Annotated in this window: 14 protein-coding genes; 9 read left to right on the plus strand and 5 right to left on the minus strand. The window is 69.2% G+C overall.

Annotated elements, in window-relative coordinates:
* The first annotated feature begins 27 nt into the window (after positions 1–27).
* Positions 28–360 carry a hypothetical protein gene (locus QM841_RS04640; RefSeq protein WP_283331073.1) on the plus strand — a complete coding sequence of 111 codons (333 nt, stop codon included), beginning with the start codon at positions 28–30 and terminating at the stop codon, positions 358–360.
* Here the strand turns inward: QM841_RS04640 and QM841_RS04645 are convergent.
* The gene (locus QM841_RS04645; protein WP_280779948.1) at positions 336–896 is read right to left on the minus strand and encodes a TetR/AcrR family transcriptional regulator; all 561 of its coding nucleotides are present in this window, start codon (positions 894–896) and stop codon (positions 336–338) included. The genes QM841_RS04640 and QM841_RS04645 overlap by 25 nt on opposite strands.
* 106 nt (positions 897–1002) lie before the next feature.
* On the opposite strand from QM841_RS04645, the gene QM841_RS04650 reads away from it, so the two are divergent.
* Positions 1003–2445 (plus strand): FAD-dependent oxidoreductase, encoded by a 1443-nt coding sequence (locus QM841_RS04650; protein ID WP_283331074.1) that lies wholly within the window; start codon positions 1003–1005, stop codon positions 2443–2445.
* Here the strand turns inward: QM841_RS04650 and pepN are convergent.
* From pepN to QM841_RS04670, 4 genes are read right to left on the minus strand one after another with little or no spacing between them, the layout of a single operon-like run.
* Positions 2435–4945, minus strand: coding sequence for an aminopeptidase N (gene pepN / locus QM841_RS04655; RefSeq protein ID WP_283331075.1), 2511 nt, complete (start codon positions 4943–4945; stop codon positions 2435–2437). The genes QM841_RS04650 and pepN overlap by 11 nt on opposite strands.
* A 37-nt stretch (positions 4946–4982) precedes the next feature.
* A complete protein-coding gene (locus QM841_RS04660; protein ID WP_283331076.1) occupies positions 4983–5837 on the minus strand; it encodes an EamA family transporter in 855 nt (284 codons plus the stop codon).
* 19 nt (positions 5838–5856) lie between these two features.
* Positions 5857–6657, minus strand: a complete 801-nt coding sequence (locus tag QM841_RS04665; protein ID WP_280779951.1) for a crotonase/enoyl-CoA hydratase family protein — start codon at positions 6655–6657, stop codon at positions 5857–5859.
* Positions 6658–6714: 57 nt separating this feature from the next.
* A complete protein-coding gene (locus tag QM841_RS04670) occupies positions 6715–7683 on the minus strand; it encodes an SDR family oxidoreductase (protein ID WP_283331077.1) in 969 nt (322 codons plus the stop codon).
* Here QM841_RS04670 and QM841_RS04675 point away from each other — a divergent pair.
* The 7 genes from QM841_RS04675 to QM841_RS04705 are packed head-to-tail and all read left to right on the plus strand — an operon-like array spanning position 7661 to position 16900.
* Entirely contained in the window at positions 7661–8452 is a 792-nt protein-coding gene (locus QM841_RS04675) for a TIGR03084 family metal-binding protein (protein WP_283331078.1), read from the plus strand. The genes QM841_RS04670 and QM841_RS04675 overlap by 23 nt on opposite strands.
* Entirely contained in the window at positions 8449–10155 is a 1707-nt protein-coding gene (locus tag QM841_RS04680; RefSeq protein ID WP_283331079.1) for an acyclic terpene utilization AtuA family protein, read from the plus strand. Before QM841_RS04675 ends, QM841_RS04680 begins: the two co-directional genes overlap by 4 nt.
* A complete protein-coding gene (locus QM841_RS04685) occupies positions 10152–11300 on the plus strand; it encodes an acyl-CoA dehydrogenase family protein (RefSeq protein WP_105418844.1) in 1149 nt (382 codons plus the stop codon). Before QM841_RS04680 ends, QM841_RS04685 begins: the two co-directional genes overlap by 4 nt.
* The gene (locus QM841_RS04690; protein ID WP_283331080.1) at positions 11297–12895 is read left to right on the plus strand and encodes an acyl-CoA carboxylase subunit beta; all 1599 of its coding nucleotides are present in this window, start codon (positions 11297–11299) and stop codon (positions 12893–12895) included. Before QM841_RS04685 ends, QM841_RS04690 begins: the two co-directional genes overlap by 4 nt.
* A gap of 8 nt (positions 12896–12903) precedes the next feature.
* On the plus strand, positions 12904–14913 hold the full coding sequence (locus QM841_RS04695) for an acetyl/propionyl/methylcrotonyl-CoA carboxylase subunit alpha (RefSeq protein ID WP_283331081.1): 2010 nt from the start codon (positions 12904–12906) through the stop codon (positions 14911–14913).
* Positions 14910–16100 (plus strand): acyl-CoA dehydrogenase family protein, encoded by a 1191-nt coding sequence (locus tag QM841_RS04700; protein WP_283331082.1) that lies wholly within the window; start codon positions 14910–14912, stop codon positions 16098–16100. The genes QM841_RS04695 and QM841_RS04700 overlap by 4 nt, the downstream gene beginning before the upstream one ends.
* On the plus strand, positions 16100–16900 hold the full coding sequence (locus QM841_RS04705) for an enoyl-CoA hydratase family protein (protein WP_283331083.1): 801 nt from the start codon (positions 16100–16102) through the stop codon (positions 16898–16900). Before QM841_RS04700 ends, QM841_RS04705 begins: the two co-directional genes overlap by 1 nt.
* Positions 16901–16909: the final 9 nt, after the last annotated feature.

The raw sequence follows: 16909 nt of genomic DNA on the forward strand, positions 1-16909 counted from the left end.
ACAGAAGCACATCGAGTGAGGCGCATCATGACTGGCGATTCGGGCGCAGACTGGCATTTCTACGCGGTGGTCGAAACCGCGGTGGACGGCGGTCACACGCTCGCCGCGTTCGGGCCGCGACCCACGGCGCTCGACGCGCTCCGGCTTGCCGTGCATTCGGTCAACCACACCGCGTATTCGGTTCTGGAACAGGGCATCGCGGGTGATCCGCGTGCCGAGGCGAGCGTCGTCGAGCGGTTGCCGATCACGTCGTTCACGATCAGGCGGCACAGCCGCAGCACGAGTGAGCTCGACGTCCGCTGGATGCTGAACGGCGGCAGGCATCACCGGCAGGGCTACCGCGGTTCCGTCGTGAGGTAGTACTCGAGCACCGGCCCGACCCAGCGCATCAGCTGCTCGTGCGTCATGTTCGCCACGGGCGGCACCCGGAGTACGTAGCGGGAGAAGGCGAGTCCGAGGACCTGCGACCCGACGAGGGCCGCGCGTTCGTCCGGGCGGTCCGCCGTGACCACGGCCAGCGCGGGCGCTACCTGGCGGGCGAAGACCTGCAACATCGCCTCGGCGGCCCGCGGGCTGCTCGCCGCCGCGCGGAGCAGGGGGAGGAACGCGCCGTCGTTCTCCCACACCGCGAAGAAGCGCGGCATGAGCACGGCCGCGAGGTCCTTCGCGGGAACGTCGTGGAGGTCGGGCAGGTGCAGATCGAATTCGGCGGCCTCGGCGAACAGTGATTCCTTGTTGCCGAAGTACCGGACCACCAGTGCGGGGTCGACGCCCACATCGGACGCGACGGCGCGCATCGTCGTGCGTTCGTAGCCGTCGGTGCCGAATCGGGCGCGGGCGGCGTCGAGTATCGCGGCGCGGGTGGCGACGGCGGAGCGGGCGCGGCGGTCGGGCATTCCCAGAGTGTAAGTCAACAGCTGTTGACCTCGCGCGGGGATGCGCCTACCGTGGAAGTCAACGGTTGTTGACTTAGTCGGGACGCTTTCGATCGGAGGCAACGTCATGACGCACATCGACGTGGTGGTGATCGGCGCGGGACCCACCGGATGCATGCTCGCGGGAGAGCTGGCGGCGGCGGGCCGATCGGTGACGGTGCTGGACAAGCGCGCCGCACCGTCCACCCTCAGCCGCGCATTCGGCGTCCACGCCCGCACCCTCGAACTGCTCGACGCCCGCGGACTCGCCGACCGACTCGTCGCCACCGGCGCCGCCTCGCCGGGTCTGAAGCTGTGGCGCGGTGCAGCGCTGAACCTCGGACGCCTGCGGTCCCGGTTCCCGTTCGTCCTCGTCACCCCGCAGCGGAACGTCGACACCCTCCTGGAGGAACACGCCCGGGACCGCGGCGCCGACATCATCCGCGGGTTCACCGTGACCGGGGTGGAGCAGGACGGGAACGGCGTCCGTGTTCACGGCCACCACAGTTCGGGACGCGACAGCACGTTCCACGCGATGTATGCGGTCGGTGCGGACGGCGCGCACAGCGCGGTCCGGACGATGATCGGGCAACCGTTCCCCGGCAAGGCCGTGCTGCGGTCGATCATGCTCGCCGACGTCGAACTCGAGAACCCACCCGACAATCTCGTGACCGTCAACGCCGTCCGCGACGGATTCGCGTTCATCGCACCCTACGGCGACAACCTGTTTCGCGTGATCGCCTGGAACCGGCGGCATCAGGTGGACGACACCGCGCCCGTGGATCGGGAGGAACTGCGCAGCACCATCGAGGTCGCCATGGGCACGGACTACGGTCTCGGCGGCGTGCGCTGGCAGTCGCGTTTCCACAGCGACGAACGGCAGGTCCCGCAGTATCGGACGGGTCGGGTGTTTCTCGCCGGCGATGCAGCCCACGTGCATTCGCCTGCCGGTGGGCAGGGAATGAACACCGGCATTCAGGACGCCGTCAATCTCGGCTGGAAACTCGCGGCCGTCCTGGACGGCGCGGACGACGCGGTTCTCGACACGTACCACTCCGAGCGGCACCCGGTGGGACGGCTGGTTCTGCGGTCGAGCGGTGCCACGATGCGTATGATGATCGTCCGGCCGTGGATCCTCCGGAAGCTCCGGAACGGGGCAGTGGCGGCGCTTCTCTCCTTCCCGCCGATCGGCGACGCGATCGCCCGGATGTTCTCGGGGATCGGAATCGGGTACGGCCACGCCGCCGGTGAGAGCACCCTGGTCGGCCGACGTGCCGAGGACCTGCCCACCGACGGCGGACGGCTGTACGAGGTGATGCGCTCGGGCGGTTTCGTCCTGGTCACCGCGCCCGGGGCTCCCGTCCCGGGCGGTGTCCACGCGGTGACCCGGACCGACGAGGGCCCCGCACTGCTCGTGCGTCCCGACGGCTACATCGCCTGGGCGGGCGACAGTGCGTCCGGCCGGTGGCGGGACGCCCTGGAACGGTGGACGGCCCGCACGTCGAACGGTGCCCGGCCGGTCAGCCGGTGACGTCCGAACGGCTGTTGAACGCCTGCGCTCGCAGGTCTCGGGCGAGATGATCCCGTTGCTCGAGCACCAGCCGTCGTAGCGCGGCGGGCGCATCGGCGTTGGTATCGAGCCATCCGTCCGCCGCGTCGAGTGTGGGCTCGGACGGGAACAGCCCGACCACGATCCGCCGCGCGATTTCGATACTGCGCTCCTCCCACACCGAGCGGATCGAGGCGAAGTAGTCGGCGGCGTAACCCTCGACGAGGTCGTGCCGGGCGCCTGCGCGGAACCCGGCGATGATCGCCCCGAGATGTTCGTTGGACAGTGTGCGGTCGTGGAAGATCGATTCCCAGGCCTTCGCCTTCACGTCCGGGTCCGGTCGCGAGAAACTCGCCCGCAAGTACGCGGTGCGACCGGAACCGGTGTCGTCGCGGCGCAGCTCCCCGTCGAGGTCCGCGTCGTCGGCGTGTCCGGTGGCGGCGAGCGCGCCCCAGAATCCCCAGCGCAGATCCGGGTCGAGCGACAGCCCGGTCGGTACCGACCCGCCGGACTCGAGAATCGATCGGATGCCGGCCGCGCGACTGCCGTCCATCGCCGCTGCGCCGGCAACCGCGCGTGCCCAGGCGAGTTGGCTTCCCGAAGCCGGCGGGGCGTCCCACAACGCGCGCCAGGTGTGCTCGAGCCAGTCGAGACGGGCGGTGTCGCGCGACGTCTCGGGGAGGAAGTGCTCGATCGCATAGGGGGCGTTGGCCTGCACCGACGTGAGGAGGGTCAGGTGCGACTCCGCCGGTGAGAACCGCTGGGCCATCGACAGATACCGCGTGGCACCCAGTTCGCTGTCGCGGGTCGCGTTCCACAGCGACGACCAGATCAGGCCCCGCGCCAGCGGGTCGCGCAGCCGGTCGAGCGACGTCTCGACGGTGGTCAGCGATCGGTCGTCCAGCCGTACCTTCGCGTACGTCAGGTCGGCGTCGTTGAGCAACACGAGCGGCGCGTCGGCGAGGTCGATCGGGGTGCGGGCGTCGGTGAGGTCGACCTCCACCCGCTCCACGCACACGAGGTCGCCGGTGTCGTCGAAGTCGTAGCGCCCGACGCCGAGCCGGTGCGGACGCGGATCGGTCTGCACGATCGCGGCGCGCCCGTCGGCGCCGCGTTGCAGGCTCAGTGCGGACACGCCGGTGGTCTGCAGCCAGGCGCGCGCCCAGCTCGTCAAATCCCGGCCCGACGTCGCCGACAGTTCCGTCAGCAGATCCGTCAGGGTGGTGTTCCCGAAGGCGTGGGCGCGGAAGTAGCGGCGTGCCCCCTCGAAGAACGCATCACGCCCGGCGTACGCGACGAGTTGCTTGAGGACGCTGGCGCCCTTCGCGTACGTGATGCCGTCGAAGTTCAGTTTCGCGGCCTCGAGGTCGACGATGTCCGCGACGATCGGATGCGTCGTCGGCAACTGGTCCTGCAGGTACGCCCACGCCTTGCGACGGTTGGCGAAGGCCACCCACGCGCCGGTCCACCGGGTGGCCTCCGCGTTGGCCAGTGCGCCCATGTAGTCGGCGAACGATTCCTTGAGCCACAGGTCGTCCCACCACACCATCGTGACGAGGTCGCCGAACCACATGTGGGCCATCTCGTGCAGGACCGTGTTCGCCCGGCCCTCGTACTGGGAGTCGGTGGCGGCGCCGCGGAACACGTACGCCTCGGTGAATGTCACACAGCCGGGGTTCTCCATGGCGCCGAGGTTGTACTCGGGGACGAACACCTGGTCGTACTTGCCGAACGGGTAGGGGTAATCGAAACCGTCGGTGAAGAACCCCAGCCCCTGCCGGGTGATCTCGAAGATCGTGTCCGCGTCGAGGTACTGCGCAAGCGAGGCGCGGCACAGGACGCCCAGCGGGATCGTGACGTCGCCGCCACTCCATTCCGAGTCGACCCGGTGGTAGGGCCCGGCCACGACCGCGGTGATGTAGGTGGAGATCGGCAGTGTCGGCGCGAACGTGACGACCTGCGCGCCGGTGGTGTCTTCCCGTTCGGCGACCTGCTGGTTGGAGACCACCTCCCACTCCTGCGGCGCGGTGACGACGAACGTGAACGGCGCCTTCAGGTCCGGCTGTTCGAAGCACGCGAACACCCGCCGCGCGTCCGCCGGTTCGTACTGCGTGTACAGGTACGTCTGCCCGTCCGCCGGGTCGAGGAACCGGTGCAGACCCTCACCGGAACGGCTGTACTCGCCCCGGGCTGCGACGATCACGACGTTGGATTCACACAGCCCGGTCAACGCGATGCGGGCGCCGTCGTAGTCGACGGGGACGTCGGCGCCGTTGACCGTCACCGACTCCACACCGGCGCCGAGGAAGTCGAGCCAGGTCGTGGACGTGCGGGCGGTGAACTCGACGGTCGTGGTGGTCGCGAACGTCCCGACCTCCCGGTCGACGGCGCCGAGTACGTCCAGTTCCACCCGATAGCCGAGAACGTCGATCGCGCGGGAACGTTCGGCGGTTTCGGCTCGGGTCAGGTTCGCTGTGCTCACGCGTCGATCCTGCCAGCCCCGCCCGCAGGCCGTGCCGCTACCGGTTGCTCAGGACGGAGCCGACACCGGCCGCGACGACGAGCGCGATCGCGGCCAGCGACTGCAGTCCGAGGACCTGCCCGAGCACGATCACCCCGGCGAGGGTCGCGGCCGCAGGCTCGAGCGCGATGAGCACGGCGAACACCTTCTTGCTCATCACCTGCAGCGCCCGTAGCTCGAGCGAGTACGGAATCACCGACGACAGCAGGGCCACCGCCGCGCCCACGGCCAGGATCCGGGGGTCGAACAGTGCGGTGCCGCCGGACACCGCGCCGAGCGGAAGCGTCAGGGCCGCCGCGACGATGCTCGCGCCCGCCAGGCCGTCCGCGCTGGGAACCGTTGCCGCGAGGTTCGAGCCGGCGACGATGTAACCGGCCCACGCCGCCCCGGCGGTGAGCGCGAATGCCACCCCCACGAGGTCGAGGGACTCGGCACCCGAGTTCTCGCGCAGGCCGAGCATGATCACCCCGGTCAGCGCCGCCAGCACCCACACACCGTCCCGCAGTCTTCGCGACAGCACGGCGGCGAGGGTGAGCGGTCCCAGGAACTCGATGGTGACGGCGGTGCCGAGCGGGAGCCGCGCGAGGGCCTCGTAGAACGCCGAATTCATCACGGCCAGCGCCACTCCGAGTGCGAGGATGCCCTCGCGTTGCGTTCGTGTCCACCGTCGCCACCGCGGCCGCACGATCACCCCGAGGATGATCGCCGCGATCGTCAGCCGCAGCGACACCGCGCCACTGACGCCCACCGCCTCGAACAGGGTGCTCGCGAAGGCGGCGCCGAACTGGACGGACAGCACCGATCCGAGGACCGAGACGACGGGAAGAAGCTGACTGCGCGGCTCGGCTGTCACCGGTGTTCGATGCCCGGGTTCACTGGCCGGTGAAGTTCGGGCTGCGGCGATCGAGCATCGCGCCGACCGCCTCGTGATGGTCCGCGGTGTGATGGGCGAGCGACTGCATGGCCGCCGACAGTTCGAGGAGGCTCTCGAGGCTCTGGTGACGGCCCTCGCGCAGCAGCTTCTTGGTCATCCGCAGCACCTGCGGCGGGTTGACCGCCACCCGCTCGGCGAGCGCCCGTGCCGCGCCGAGGAGTTCCTCGGGTTCGGTGACCTGCGAGACGAGTCCCCACTCGAGGGCTTTCGCGGCGTCGATCGCGTCGCCGGTGAACGCCATCTCGCTGGCGCGCGCCATCCCGACGGCCTGCGGCAGGAACCAGGCGCCGCCGTCGCCGGGAACGAGTCCGACCTTGACGAAGCTCTCCGCGAACACGGCGGCCGTGGAGGCGATCCGCATGTCGCACATCAGGGACAGGTCGCATCCGGCACCGATCGCGGGTCCGTTGACGGCGGCGATGGTCGGCACCTCACAGTGGTAGAGGGCCAGCGGAATGCGCTGGATGCCGTGCCGGTAACCCTGCCGCAGGTCGGCGGGGGAGCCGCCGAACATTCCGGCGCGGTCGCGCATGTGCTTGACGTTGCCGCCGGAGGAGAACGCCGAACCCGCACCCGTGACGATCGCGACGCGCACGCTGGGATCACCGTTGACGTCGGCCACCGCATTCTCGAGCGCCTCGATCACGTCCGGCTCGGAGATCGGGTTGCGCGCCTCCGGACGGTTGAGCGTCCAGGTGACGATGTCGCCTTCGCGGGTGGTGAGCACGGCGTCGGTCATGGACGACTCCCTCGGGTGTGAGCGCGGATTCGAGACCGTCCCAGTCTGTCATTGCGCTCAGATGCCGGTGCGCCGTACCAGTGCGTCGGTGGCGGACGGCGCGAACGTGCCGAGCACCCGGAACAGTTCGGCGTAACTGGGGAGCAGTTCGATCGGCCGGGTGCGCACGGCGGTGACGAACCATTCCGCCGCCTGCTCGGGAGTCAGGGCCGCCATCGCGTCGTAGTCCGTGGTGGGCGCGATCATCGGCGTCCGGACCAAGGGAAAGTCCAGGGTGGTCACGGAGATTCCGCGGTCGCGCACTTCGGCGCCGAGGCTTCGGCCGAACGCGCCGACGGCCGCCTTGGACGCGTGGTAGGCGGAGAACTTGGGCATCACGCCGGCGGGTACCCCCCACGTCGCGACGTTGATGATGTGGCCCTCGCTGCGCTCGATCATCGACGGGAGCAACGCGAGGGTCAGTCGCGTCGAGCCGAAGTAGTTGACGGCCATGGTGCGCTCGAAGTCGTGGAATCGGTCCAGCGAATCCTCGACCGTCCGCCGGATCGACCGCCCGGCGTTGTTGACGAGTACATCGACTGGGCCGATCTCCCCGAGCACTTGAGCGACGAGGGCGTCGACGGACTCCGGGTCCGTGAGGTCGCAGGGGACGGCGTGCGCGTCGCAACCGGACCGCAGGATGTCGTCGCGCACGGACTCGAGGGCGTCGGAGCCGCGGGCCACGAGGACCACCTCCGCGCCGAGGGCGGCGAGCCGGCGTGCGGCCGCTTCCCCGACCCCCGAGGAACCACCGGTGACGAGGATCCGTTTCCCGGCGATGCGGTGGCCGGTTCCCGGTACGGCTCGGGCGGCCAGTGCGCGCGGGGAGGGGAGAGGGTTGAGCGCCGCATGGGTGAGCAACTGTCGTATCACGTGACCAGCGTGGCAGCTCGCCGGACGATCCGCAGCCAAATAACAATCAATCGTGCTTGCTTTTTTATCGGGCCGGTGTGATGCTGGTCGCATGGCTGAACTGCAGAGGTTCATCGACGACTTGTGCGCCGAGAGCGATTCACTGGATGCCCTGGTCGCCGACCTCCCCGACTCCCGCTGGGCCGATCCGACACCGGCCGAGGGCTGGACCATCGCCCACCAGATCGGACATCTGCTGTGGACCGACGAGGCCGCCCTCCTGGCGATCACCGATCCCGACGGCTTCACCGAGCAACTGACGGTGGCCGCCTCGAACCCCGCCGGCTTCGTCGACGCCGGCGCCGAGGAGCACGCCCGGCGGCAACCTGCGGAACTGCTCGCCGCCTGGCGCTCGGCCCGGGCTCGACTCGCGGAGGCTCTCCTGGCGGTGCCGCCGGGACAGAAGATCCTCTGGTACGGCCCGCCGATGAAGGCGGCCTCGATGGCCACCGCCCGCCTGATGGAGACGTGGGCGCACGGTCAGGACGTCGCCGACGCGCTCTCGGTGCCGCGCACACCCACCGAGCGGTTGAAGAGCATCGCCCACCTCGGTGTCCGCACCCGCGACTTCGCCTACGCCGTCAACGAACTCGCCCCACCCGCGGAGGAGTTCCGCGTCGAACTGACCGCCCCCGACGGAGTGTCCGTCTGGACGTGGGGACCCGAGGATGCCGCGCAGAAGGTCACCGGGCCCGCCGAGGACTTCTGCCTTCTCGTCACCCAGCGCGCGAACCGAGCCGATCTCGCTCTCGAGGCCACCGGTGCGGATGCGGACGCGTGGCTGAACATCGCTCAGGCCTTCGCGGGCCCCGCGGGCGGCGGCCGCGAGGCGGGAACCCGATGACCGTGCGGATCGGCAACTGCTCCGGTTTCTACGGCGACCGCCTGTCGGCGATGCGCGAGATGCTCGAAGGCGGCGAGCTCGACTATCTGACCGGCGACTACCTCGCCGAACTCACCATGCTGATCCTCGGCCGCGACCGCATGAAGGACCCGAACCGCGGCTACGCCAAGACGTTCCTCCGTCAGGCGGAGGACTGCCTCGGGCTGGCCCTCGACAAGGGAGTCCGCATCGTCGCCAACGCAGGCGGCCTCAACCCGGCCGGTCTCGCGGACGCGTTGCGGGAGGTGAACGACAAGCTGGGGCTGCAGGCGACGATCGCCCACGTCGAAGGCGACGACCTGATCGGCCGGGCCGCCGAACTGGGGCTGGGCAGCCCGCTGACCGCCAACGCCTACCTCGGCGCGTGGGGCATCGTCGAATGCCTGAATGCCGGTGCCGACGTCGTCGTCACCGGGCGCGTCACCGACGCGTCCGTCATCGTGGGCCCGGCGGCCGCGCACTTCGGCTGGCAGCGAGACGCTTTCGACCAGCTCGCCGGCGCCGTGGTGGCGGGGCACGTCATCGAGTGCGGCACCCAGGCGACGGGCGGCAACTACGCGTTCTTCACCGAGATCGACGACCTCGACCGTCCCGGATTCCCGATCGCCGAGATCGACTCGGACGGATCGTCCGTCATCACCAAGCACCCCGGGACCGGTGGCGCCGTGAACGTCGGCACCGTCACCGCGCAGTTGCTGTACGAGATCACCGGTGGCCGCTACGCCGGTCCCGACGTGACCGCGCGGATCGACTCCGCCGCACTGTCGCAGGACGGACCCGACCGCGTGCGCATCAGTGGCGTCGTCGGGGAGGCACCGCCGCCGCAGCTCAAGGTGTCGCTGAACACGCTCGCGGGATTCCGCAACGAGGCCGTGTTCGTCCTCACCGGCCTCGACATCGAGGCCAAGGCTGCCCTGGTGAAACGGCAGCTCGAGGGGTGGCTTCCCACGCGGCCGGCCGAACTCGACTGGTCGCTCGCCCGCACCGATCACCCGGACGCCGACACCGAGGAGGCCGCGAGCGCGCTGCTGCGCTGCGTGGTCCGGGATTCCGACGCCAACGCGGTCGGACGCGGATTCTCCTCCGTCGCAGTCGAAATGGCACTGGCGAGCTACCCGGGATTCACGCTGACGGCGCCGCCCGGGCAGGGGCAGCCCTACGGCGTGTTCACCCCGGGATACGTGTACGCCAAGGAGGTGCCGCACGTCGCGGTGCTACCGGACGGAACGCGCGTCGACATCGAACCCGCCACCGACGTCCGGGAACTCGAGGACGTCGCCGAACCCGCGCTCCCGGAGCCGCGGGGTGCCGAACCCACGGTCCGGGTGGCGCTCGGCACCATCGCCGGAGCGCGCAGTGGGGACAAGGGCGGCAACGCGAACGTCGGTGTGTGGGTGCGTACCGACGAACAGTGGCGGTGGCTGGCCCACGCCCTGACCGTCGACGAAGTCAAGCGCCTCCTCCCGGAGGCCGCCGACCTCACCGTCACGAGATATGTGCTGCCGAAACTGCGCGCCGTCAACTTCGTGATCGAGGGAATCCTCGGGCAAGGCGTCGCGTCCCAGGCCCGGTTCGACCCGCAGGCCAAGGGGCTCGGCGAATGGCTGAGATCCCGGCACCTCGACATACCGGAAGCACTTCTTCCCGAAGGGACAACGTTGTGAGCGTGTGGGACACACCCGAGCGGCAGGAACTGCGCAAGACGGTGCGCAGCTTCGTCGAACGACAGATACTGCCGCACCTGGACGAGTGGGAACGCGACGGCGAACTGCCCCGCGCGCTGCACCGGGAGGCCGCCGAGCTGGGTCTGCTCGGCGCCGGCTTCCCCGAATCCGTCGGAGGCGAGGGCGGTGACCTCGTCGACGCCGTACTGATCTGCGAGGAATTCCACCAGGCGGGTGCATCGGGTGGCGCGTTCGCTTCCCTGTTCACGTCGGGAATCGCGCTACCGCACCTCGCGGCGGCCGGTGACCCGGAGCAGATCGAGAAGTGGGTCCGCCCCACCCTGCGCGGCGAGCTCATCGGCTCCCTCGCCATCACCGAACCCGGCGGCGGTTCCGACGTCGGGCATCTGCGGACCACCGCGGTCCGCGACGGCGACCACTACGTCGTCAACGGATCCAAGACGTTCATCACGTCTGCTGTCCGGGCCGACTTCGTGGTCACCGCCGTCCGCACCGGCGGCCCCGGCGCATCCGGGGTCTCCCTGCTCGTGATCGAGAAGGGCACACCGGGCTTCGAGGTGGCACGCAAACTCGACAAGATGGGCTGGCGTGCGTCGGACACGGCCGAGTTGTCGTTCGTCGACGCCCGGGTGCCCGCCGCAAATCTGGTCGGCGAGGAGAACAGCGGGTTCGCGCAGATCGCCCAGGCGTTTCTCACCGAGCGCATCGCCCTCGCCGCGCAGGCCTATTCGAGCGCGCAACGGTGCCTCGACCTCACACTGCAGTGGGTGCGCGACCGCGAGACGTTCGGCCGTCCGCTGATCAGCAGGCAGTCGGTGCAGAACACGGTCACGGAGATGGCGCGCAAGACCGACGTGGCCCGCGTCTACACCAGAGCGCTGGTGGAGCGTTCGCTCGTGTCGAACGAGGACTTCATCGCGGAGGTCTGCTTCGCGAAGAACACCGCCGTCGAGTCGGGCGAATGGGTGGCCAACCAGGCCGTCCAGCTGTTCGGCGGCCTCGGCTACATGCGGGAGAGCGAAGTGGAACGGCAGTACCGCGACATGCGCATCCTCGGGATCGGTGGCGGTACCACCGAGATCCTGACGGGGCTCGCGGCCAAGCGATTGGGGTATCAGTCATGACCACGTTGAAGTCCACGCTGGACACGAGTTCCGAAGAGTACGCCGCGGCGGCGAAGGCCATGACGGACAAGCTCGCCGAGATCGACACCGAGCACGCCAAGGCACTCGCTGGCGGCGGCGAGAAGTACACCGAGCGGCACAAGAAGCGCGGCAAGCTCCTCGCCCGGGAGCGCATCGAACTGCTCCTCGACCCCGACTCGCCGTTCCTCGAACTGTGCCCGCTCGCGGCGTGGGGCAGCGACTTCCCGGTCGGCGCCAGCACTGTCGTCGGTATCGGCGTGGTGGAGGGCGTCGAGTGCCTGATCGTCGCCAACGACCCGACGGTCCGCGGCGGCACCAGCAATCCGTGGACGTTGCGGAAGGGATTCCGCGCCAACGACATCGCCCGGCAGAACCGGCTCCCCGTCATCTCCCTCGTGGAATCCGGCGGCGCCGACCTTCCCACCCAGAAGGAAGTGTTCATCCCCGGTGGCCGCATGTTCCGCGACCTCACCCAGCTCTCCGCCGCGGGTATCCCGACCATCGCCCTCGTCTTCGGCAACTCGACGGCCGGCGGCGCGTACATCCCCGGCATGTCCGATCACGTCGTCATGATCAAGGAACGGTCCAAGGTGTTCCTCGCCGGACCGCCGCTCGTGAAGATGGCCACCGGTGAGGAATCCGACGACGAAACCCTCGGCGGCGCCGAGATGCATGCCCGCAAGTCCGGCCTCGCCGACTACTTCGCGGTCGACGAGCAGGACGCCATCCGGATCGGCCGCAGCATCGTCAAGCGCCTGAACTGGAAGAAGCAGGGTCCCGCGCCGCGGGCCGAGGTCATCGAACCGCTCGAGGACGCCGAGGAACTGCTCGGCATCGTCCCCGCCGACCTCAAGATCCCGTTCGATCCCCGCGAGGTGATCGCCCGCATCGTCGACGGCTCCGATTTCGACGAGTTCAAGCCGATGTACGGATCGTCACTCGTCACGGGCTGGGCCGAACTGCACGGATATCCGGTGGGCATCCTCGCCAACGCGCGCGGCGTGCTGTTCAGCGAGGAATCGCAGAAGGCCACCCAGTTCATCCAGCTGGCCAACCGGTCGCACACACCACTGTTGTTCCTGCACAACACGACCGGATACATGGTGGGCAAGGAGTACGAGGAGGGCGGGATGATCAAGCACGGGTCGATGATGATCAACGCCGTCTCCAACTCCACCGTCCCGCACATCTCGATCCTGCTCGGCGCGTCCTACGGCGCCGGCCACTACGGCATGTGCGGACGGGCATTCGACCCGCGGTTCCTGTTCGCCTGGCCCAGCTCCAAATCCGCCGTGATGGGTGGGGCGCAGCTGGCCGGTGTCATCTCCATCGTCAGCCGCGCCTCTGCCGAGGCCCGCGGGCAGGCGTTCGACGAAGAGGCCGACGCCGGCATGCGCGCCATGATCGAGAACCAGATCGAGGCGGAATCCTTGCCGATGTTCCTGTCCGGTCGCCTCTACGACGACGGCGTGATCGACCCGCGCGACACCCGAACCGTGGTGGGAATGTGCCTGTCGGCCATTGCCAACGCCCCGATCGAAGGCGCCGAGAACTTCGGCGTCTTCCGGATGTGAGGCCCGACATGATCCAGTCCGTACTGGTTGCCAATCGTGGTGAGATCGCCCGCCGCGTCTTCGCCACCTGCCGCCGCGCAGGCATCGGGACCGTCGCCGTGTTCTCGGACGCCGACGCACTCAGCCCGCACGTCGCCGAGGCCGACACCGCGGTCCGGTTGCCGGGCAACAGTCCCGCCGACACGTACCTGCGCGGTGACCTCGTCATCGAGGCGGCACTGCTCGCCGGCGCCGATGCCATCCACCCCGGCTACGGGTTCCTCTCCGAGAACGCGGACTTCGCGCGCGCCGTCCACGACGCGGGCCTGACGTGGATCGGGCCGCCCGCGCCCGCCATCGAGATGATGGGTTCGAAGGTGGAGTCCAAGAAGATGATGGCTGCCGCCGGAGTCCCGGTGCTGACCGAACTCGACCCGGGCGCCGTCACCGAAGCGGACCTGCCGGTTCTCGTCAAGGCGTCCGCAGGTGGCGGCGGACGCGGCATGCGTGTCGTGCGTGAGCTCGCGGACCTTCCGGAACAGCTGGAAGGCGCCCGCCGCGAAGCGCAGTCGGCGTTCGGCGACCCGACCGTGTTCTGCGAGCGGTACCTGGAAACGGGCAGGCACATCGAGGTCCAGGTGATGGCCGACCGGCAGGGGACCGTCTGGGCGGTGGGGGAGCGTGAATGCTCCATCCAGCGTCGGCACCAGAAGGTGGTGGAAGAGGCGCCGTCGCCGTTGGTCGAAGCCGTCCCCGGGATGCGCGAGCGACTGTTCGAGGCCGCCCGGCTCGCGGCGAAGGCCATCGATTACGAGGGTGCGGGAACGGTCGAGTTCCTGGCTTCCGGTCGAGCGGAGCGAGGGGGAGACGACCCGGACGCGGGTGACTTCTATTTTCTCGAGATGAATACCCGGCTGCAGGTGGAACATCCGGTCACGGAATGCACCACCGGCCTCGACCTCGTGGAACTGCAACTGCAGGTGGCGTCCGGGCAGGCGCTCGGCGCCGAATCGCCCGCCGTGTCCGGCCATTCCATCGAGGTCCGGTTGTACGCCGAGGATCCGGCGCAGAACTGGCAGCCGCAGAGCGGACCGGTCCACCGCTTGGACCTGCCCGAGAACGCGGTCGAATTCGACGTCCTGCGCTCCCCGGGGATCCGCCTCGACTCCGGCGTGGTCGACGGATCCACCGTCGGCGTGCACTACGACCCGATGCTCGCGAAGGTCATCGCGTTCGCGCCCACCCGCACACAGGCGGCCACCCGGCTGGCCACGGCCCTGAGTCGTGCGCAGATCCACGGACTGCGCACCAACCGCGACCTCCTCGTCAACGTGCTCCGCCACCCGGCATTCCTCGCCGGCGACACGGACACGGCGTTCTTCGACACGCACGGGCTGGACGTGCTGGCCCGTCCGCTGGCCTCGGCCGACACCGAGCGATTGTCGGCGCTGGCCGCCGCACTCGCGGACGCCGCGCACAACCGCGACGTCGCGACCGTGAACACCTCGCTGCCCAGCGGATGGCGGAACCTGGCGTCCGCACCGCAGAGCAAGACGTTCACGGGCGGAGGCGGTGACCTCGAGATCCGGTACCTGCTCACCCGGTACGGGCTGAAGGCCGAGGGCTTCGACGACGTCGCGCTCGTGTCGGCCACGGCGCGGCACGTCGCACTGGACGTCGCGGGGCTGCGCCGCTCGTTCGCGGTGTCCCGGTACGGGGACGACGTGTTCGTCGACTCCGCCCTGGGCCCGGTGAGCCTGCACGCCGCACCGCGATTCACCGATCCGAGCGCCGTCGTCGCCGAGGGGTCGCTGCTCGCGCCGATGCCGGGTTCCGTCATCCGCCTCGGCGCCGCGGCCGGCGACACCGTGACCGCCGGTCAGCCGATCGTGTGGCTCGAGGCGATGAAGATGGAACACACGATCAAGGCACCGGCCTCCGGTGTCCTCACCGAACTTTCCGTGACCGCCGGTCAGCAGGTCGACGTGGGAACGGTCCTTGCAGTAGTCGAAGCAGCGCAGCCTGGAGGAGAACTATGAGCTTCATCGAGACCGAAGAACAGAAGGAACTCCGCGCCTCCGTGTCGAGGCTCGGGGAGCGGTTCAACTACATCGACTACGTGCTGCCCCGGGCGCGGCGCAGCGAACCGCTGACCGAATTGTGGAACGAGGCGGGCAAACTCGGCTTTCTCGGCGTCAATCTCCCCGAGAAATACGGGGGCGGCGGGGCAGGCATCTACGAACTCGCCCTCGTTCAGGAAGAGCTCGCGGCCCACGGCGCCGGCCTCCTGCTGGTGGTCGTGTCGCCGGCCATCTGCGGCACGATCATCGGCAAGTACGGCACCGAGGAGCAGAAGCAGGCCTGGCTCCCCGGCCTCGCCGACGGTTCGAAGATCATGGCGTTCGGCATCACCGAGGCCGACGCGGGTTCGAACTCGCACCAGATCACGACCACCGCGCGTCGGGTCCGGTCGAGCGAAGCGAGGGGTGATGGTCAAGCTGAGGACTGGCTGCTGTCGGGGAACAAGATCTACATCTCCGGGGTCGACCAGGCCGACGCCGTGCTGATCGTCGCGCGGACCGAGGACTCGAAGACCGGCAAGCTGAAGCCTGCACTGTTCATCGTCCCCACCGACGCCGAGAACTTCGTGAAGACGCCGATGGAGATGGACATCGTCGAGCCCGACCACCAGTTCATGCTGTTCCTCGACGACGTCCGGCTGCCCGCCGACGCGCTCGTCGGCGAGGCCGACGCGGCGTTGATGCAGCTGTTCGCGGGTCTCAACCCCGAACGCATACTCGGCGCCGCCATGGCGATCGGCATGGGCCGGTACGCGCTGGACGCCGCGGTGCGGTTCGCGAAGGAACGCACGGTGTGGAAGGAGCCGATCGGCGCGCACCAGGGCATCTCGCATCCGCTGGCGCAGATCAAGATCGAACTCGAACTCGCCAAGCTGATGATGCAGAAGGCGGCCGTCCTCTACGACAGCGGCGACGACTTCGGCGCCGCCGAGGCCGCCAACATGGCCAAGTACGCCGCCGCCGAAGCCAGCATCAAGGCACTCGACCAGGCTGTCCAGACGCACGGTGGCGCGGGCCTGACAAAGGAATACGGTCTCGCGGCGATGCTCGGCGCGGCACGCATCGCCCGTGTGGCCCCGGTGAGCCGGGAAATGATCCTGAACTTCGTCTCCCAGCACTCGCTCGGGCTGCCGAAGTCGTACTGATGTCGAACGGACAGCACATGACCGACGTGGAAGCCGACCGGTACGTCCGGTACGAGGTGAACCGGGGGTTCGCCACCCTCACCCTCGATTCGCCCCACAACAGGAACGCGATCTCCGGCAGGCTCGTGGACGAACTGCTGCAGGGATTGCGGGACGCCGCCGCGGACAACGACGTCCGCGGCGTCGTCCTCACCCACACCGGCGGCACGTTCTGCGCCGGGGCGGATTTGAGTGAGACGTCCGGCGACGTCGGCTCGCGGACCCGGCAGATGGCCGACCTGCTGCGGGCCATCGTCGAGTTGCCGAAGCCGGTGATCGCCCGGATCGACGGTCACGTCAGGGCCGGGGGCATGGGCTTGGTCGGGGCCTGCGACATCGCCGTCGCCGGCCCGCGCAGCACGTTCGCGCTCACCGAGGTCCGGCTCGGACTTGCCGCGTCGATCATCTCGTTGACGGTGCTGCCGCGTATCGATTCGCGCGCGGCGAGCCGCTACCTCCTCACGGGCGAGAAGTTCGGTGCGCACGAGGCGGAGGCCGTCGGGCTGATCAGCGAGTCCGCCGAGGATCCCGAGGACACCGTCGAGGAGTTGCTGGACCAGTTGCGGCAGGCGTCGCCGCAGGGTCTGGCCGAATCGAAGACCCTGACGACGCGCAGTGTGCTCGCCGATTTCGACCGCTACACCGACGAGCTGACCGCCCAGTCGGCGAGGCTGTTCGAATCCGAGGAGGCGCGGGAGGGCATGATGGCGTTTCTGCAGAAGCGGCCGCCGAGATGGGCCTCCGGCCCCGTGCGTGGTTGACGAGTCTCT

It is taken from the genome of Rhodococcus sp. IEGM 1307 (assembly GCF_030056915.1).
Taxonomy (GTDB): Bacteria; Actinomycetota; Actinomycetes; order Mycobacteriales; family Mycobacteriaceae; genus Rhodococcus_F; species Rhodococcus_F opacus_D.

Coding starts and splice junctions, on each gene's coding strand:
- QM841_RS04640 (WP_283331073.1), top strand. CDS start 28: ATGACTGGCGATTCGGGCGCAGACTGGCATTTCTACGCGGTGGTCGAA.
- QM841_RS04645 (WP_280779948.1), bottom strand. CDS start 896: ATGCCCGACCGCCGCGCCCGCTCCGCCGTCGCCACCCGCGCCGCGATA.
- QM841_RS04650 (WP_283331074.1), top strand. CDS start 1,003: ATGACGCACATCGACGTGGTGGTGATCGGCGCGGGACCCACCGGATGC.
- QM841_RS04665 (WP_280779951.1), bottom strand. CDS start 6,657: ATGACCGACGCCGTGCTCACCACCCGCGAAGGCGACATCGTCACCTGG.
- QM841_RS04675 (WP_283331078.1), top strand. CDS start 7,661: ATGGCTGAACTGCAGAGGTTCATCGACGACTTGTGCGCCGAGAGCGAT.
- QM841_RS04670 (WP_283331077.1), bottom strand. CDS start 7,683: ATGAACCTCTGCAGTTCAGCCATGCGACCAGCATCACACCGGCCCGAT.
- QM841_RS04680 (WP_283331079.1), top strand. CDS start 8,449: ATGACCGTGCGGATCGGCAACTGCTCCGGTTTCTACGGCGACCGCCTG.
- QM841_RS04690 (WP_283331080.1), top strand. CDS start 11,297: ATGACCACGTTGAAGTCCACGCTGGACACGAGTTCCGAAGAGTACGCC.
- QM841_RS04695 (WP_283331081.1), top strand. CDS start 12,904: ATGATCCAGTCCGTACTGGTTGCCAATCGTGGTGAGATCGCCCGCCGC.
- QM841_RS04700 (WP_283331082.1), top strand. CDS start 14,910: ATGAGCTTCATCGAGACCGAAGAACAGAAGGAACTCCGCGCCTCCGTG.
- QM841_RS04705 (WP_283331083.1), top strand. CDS start 16,100: ATGTCGAACGGACAGCACATGACCGACGTGGAAGCCGACCGGTACGTC.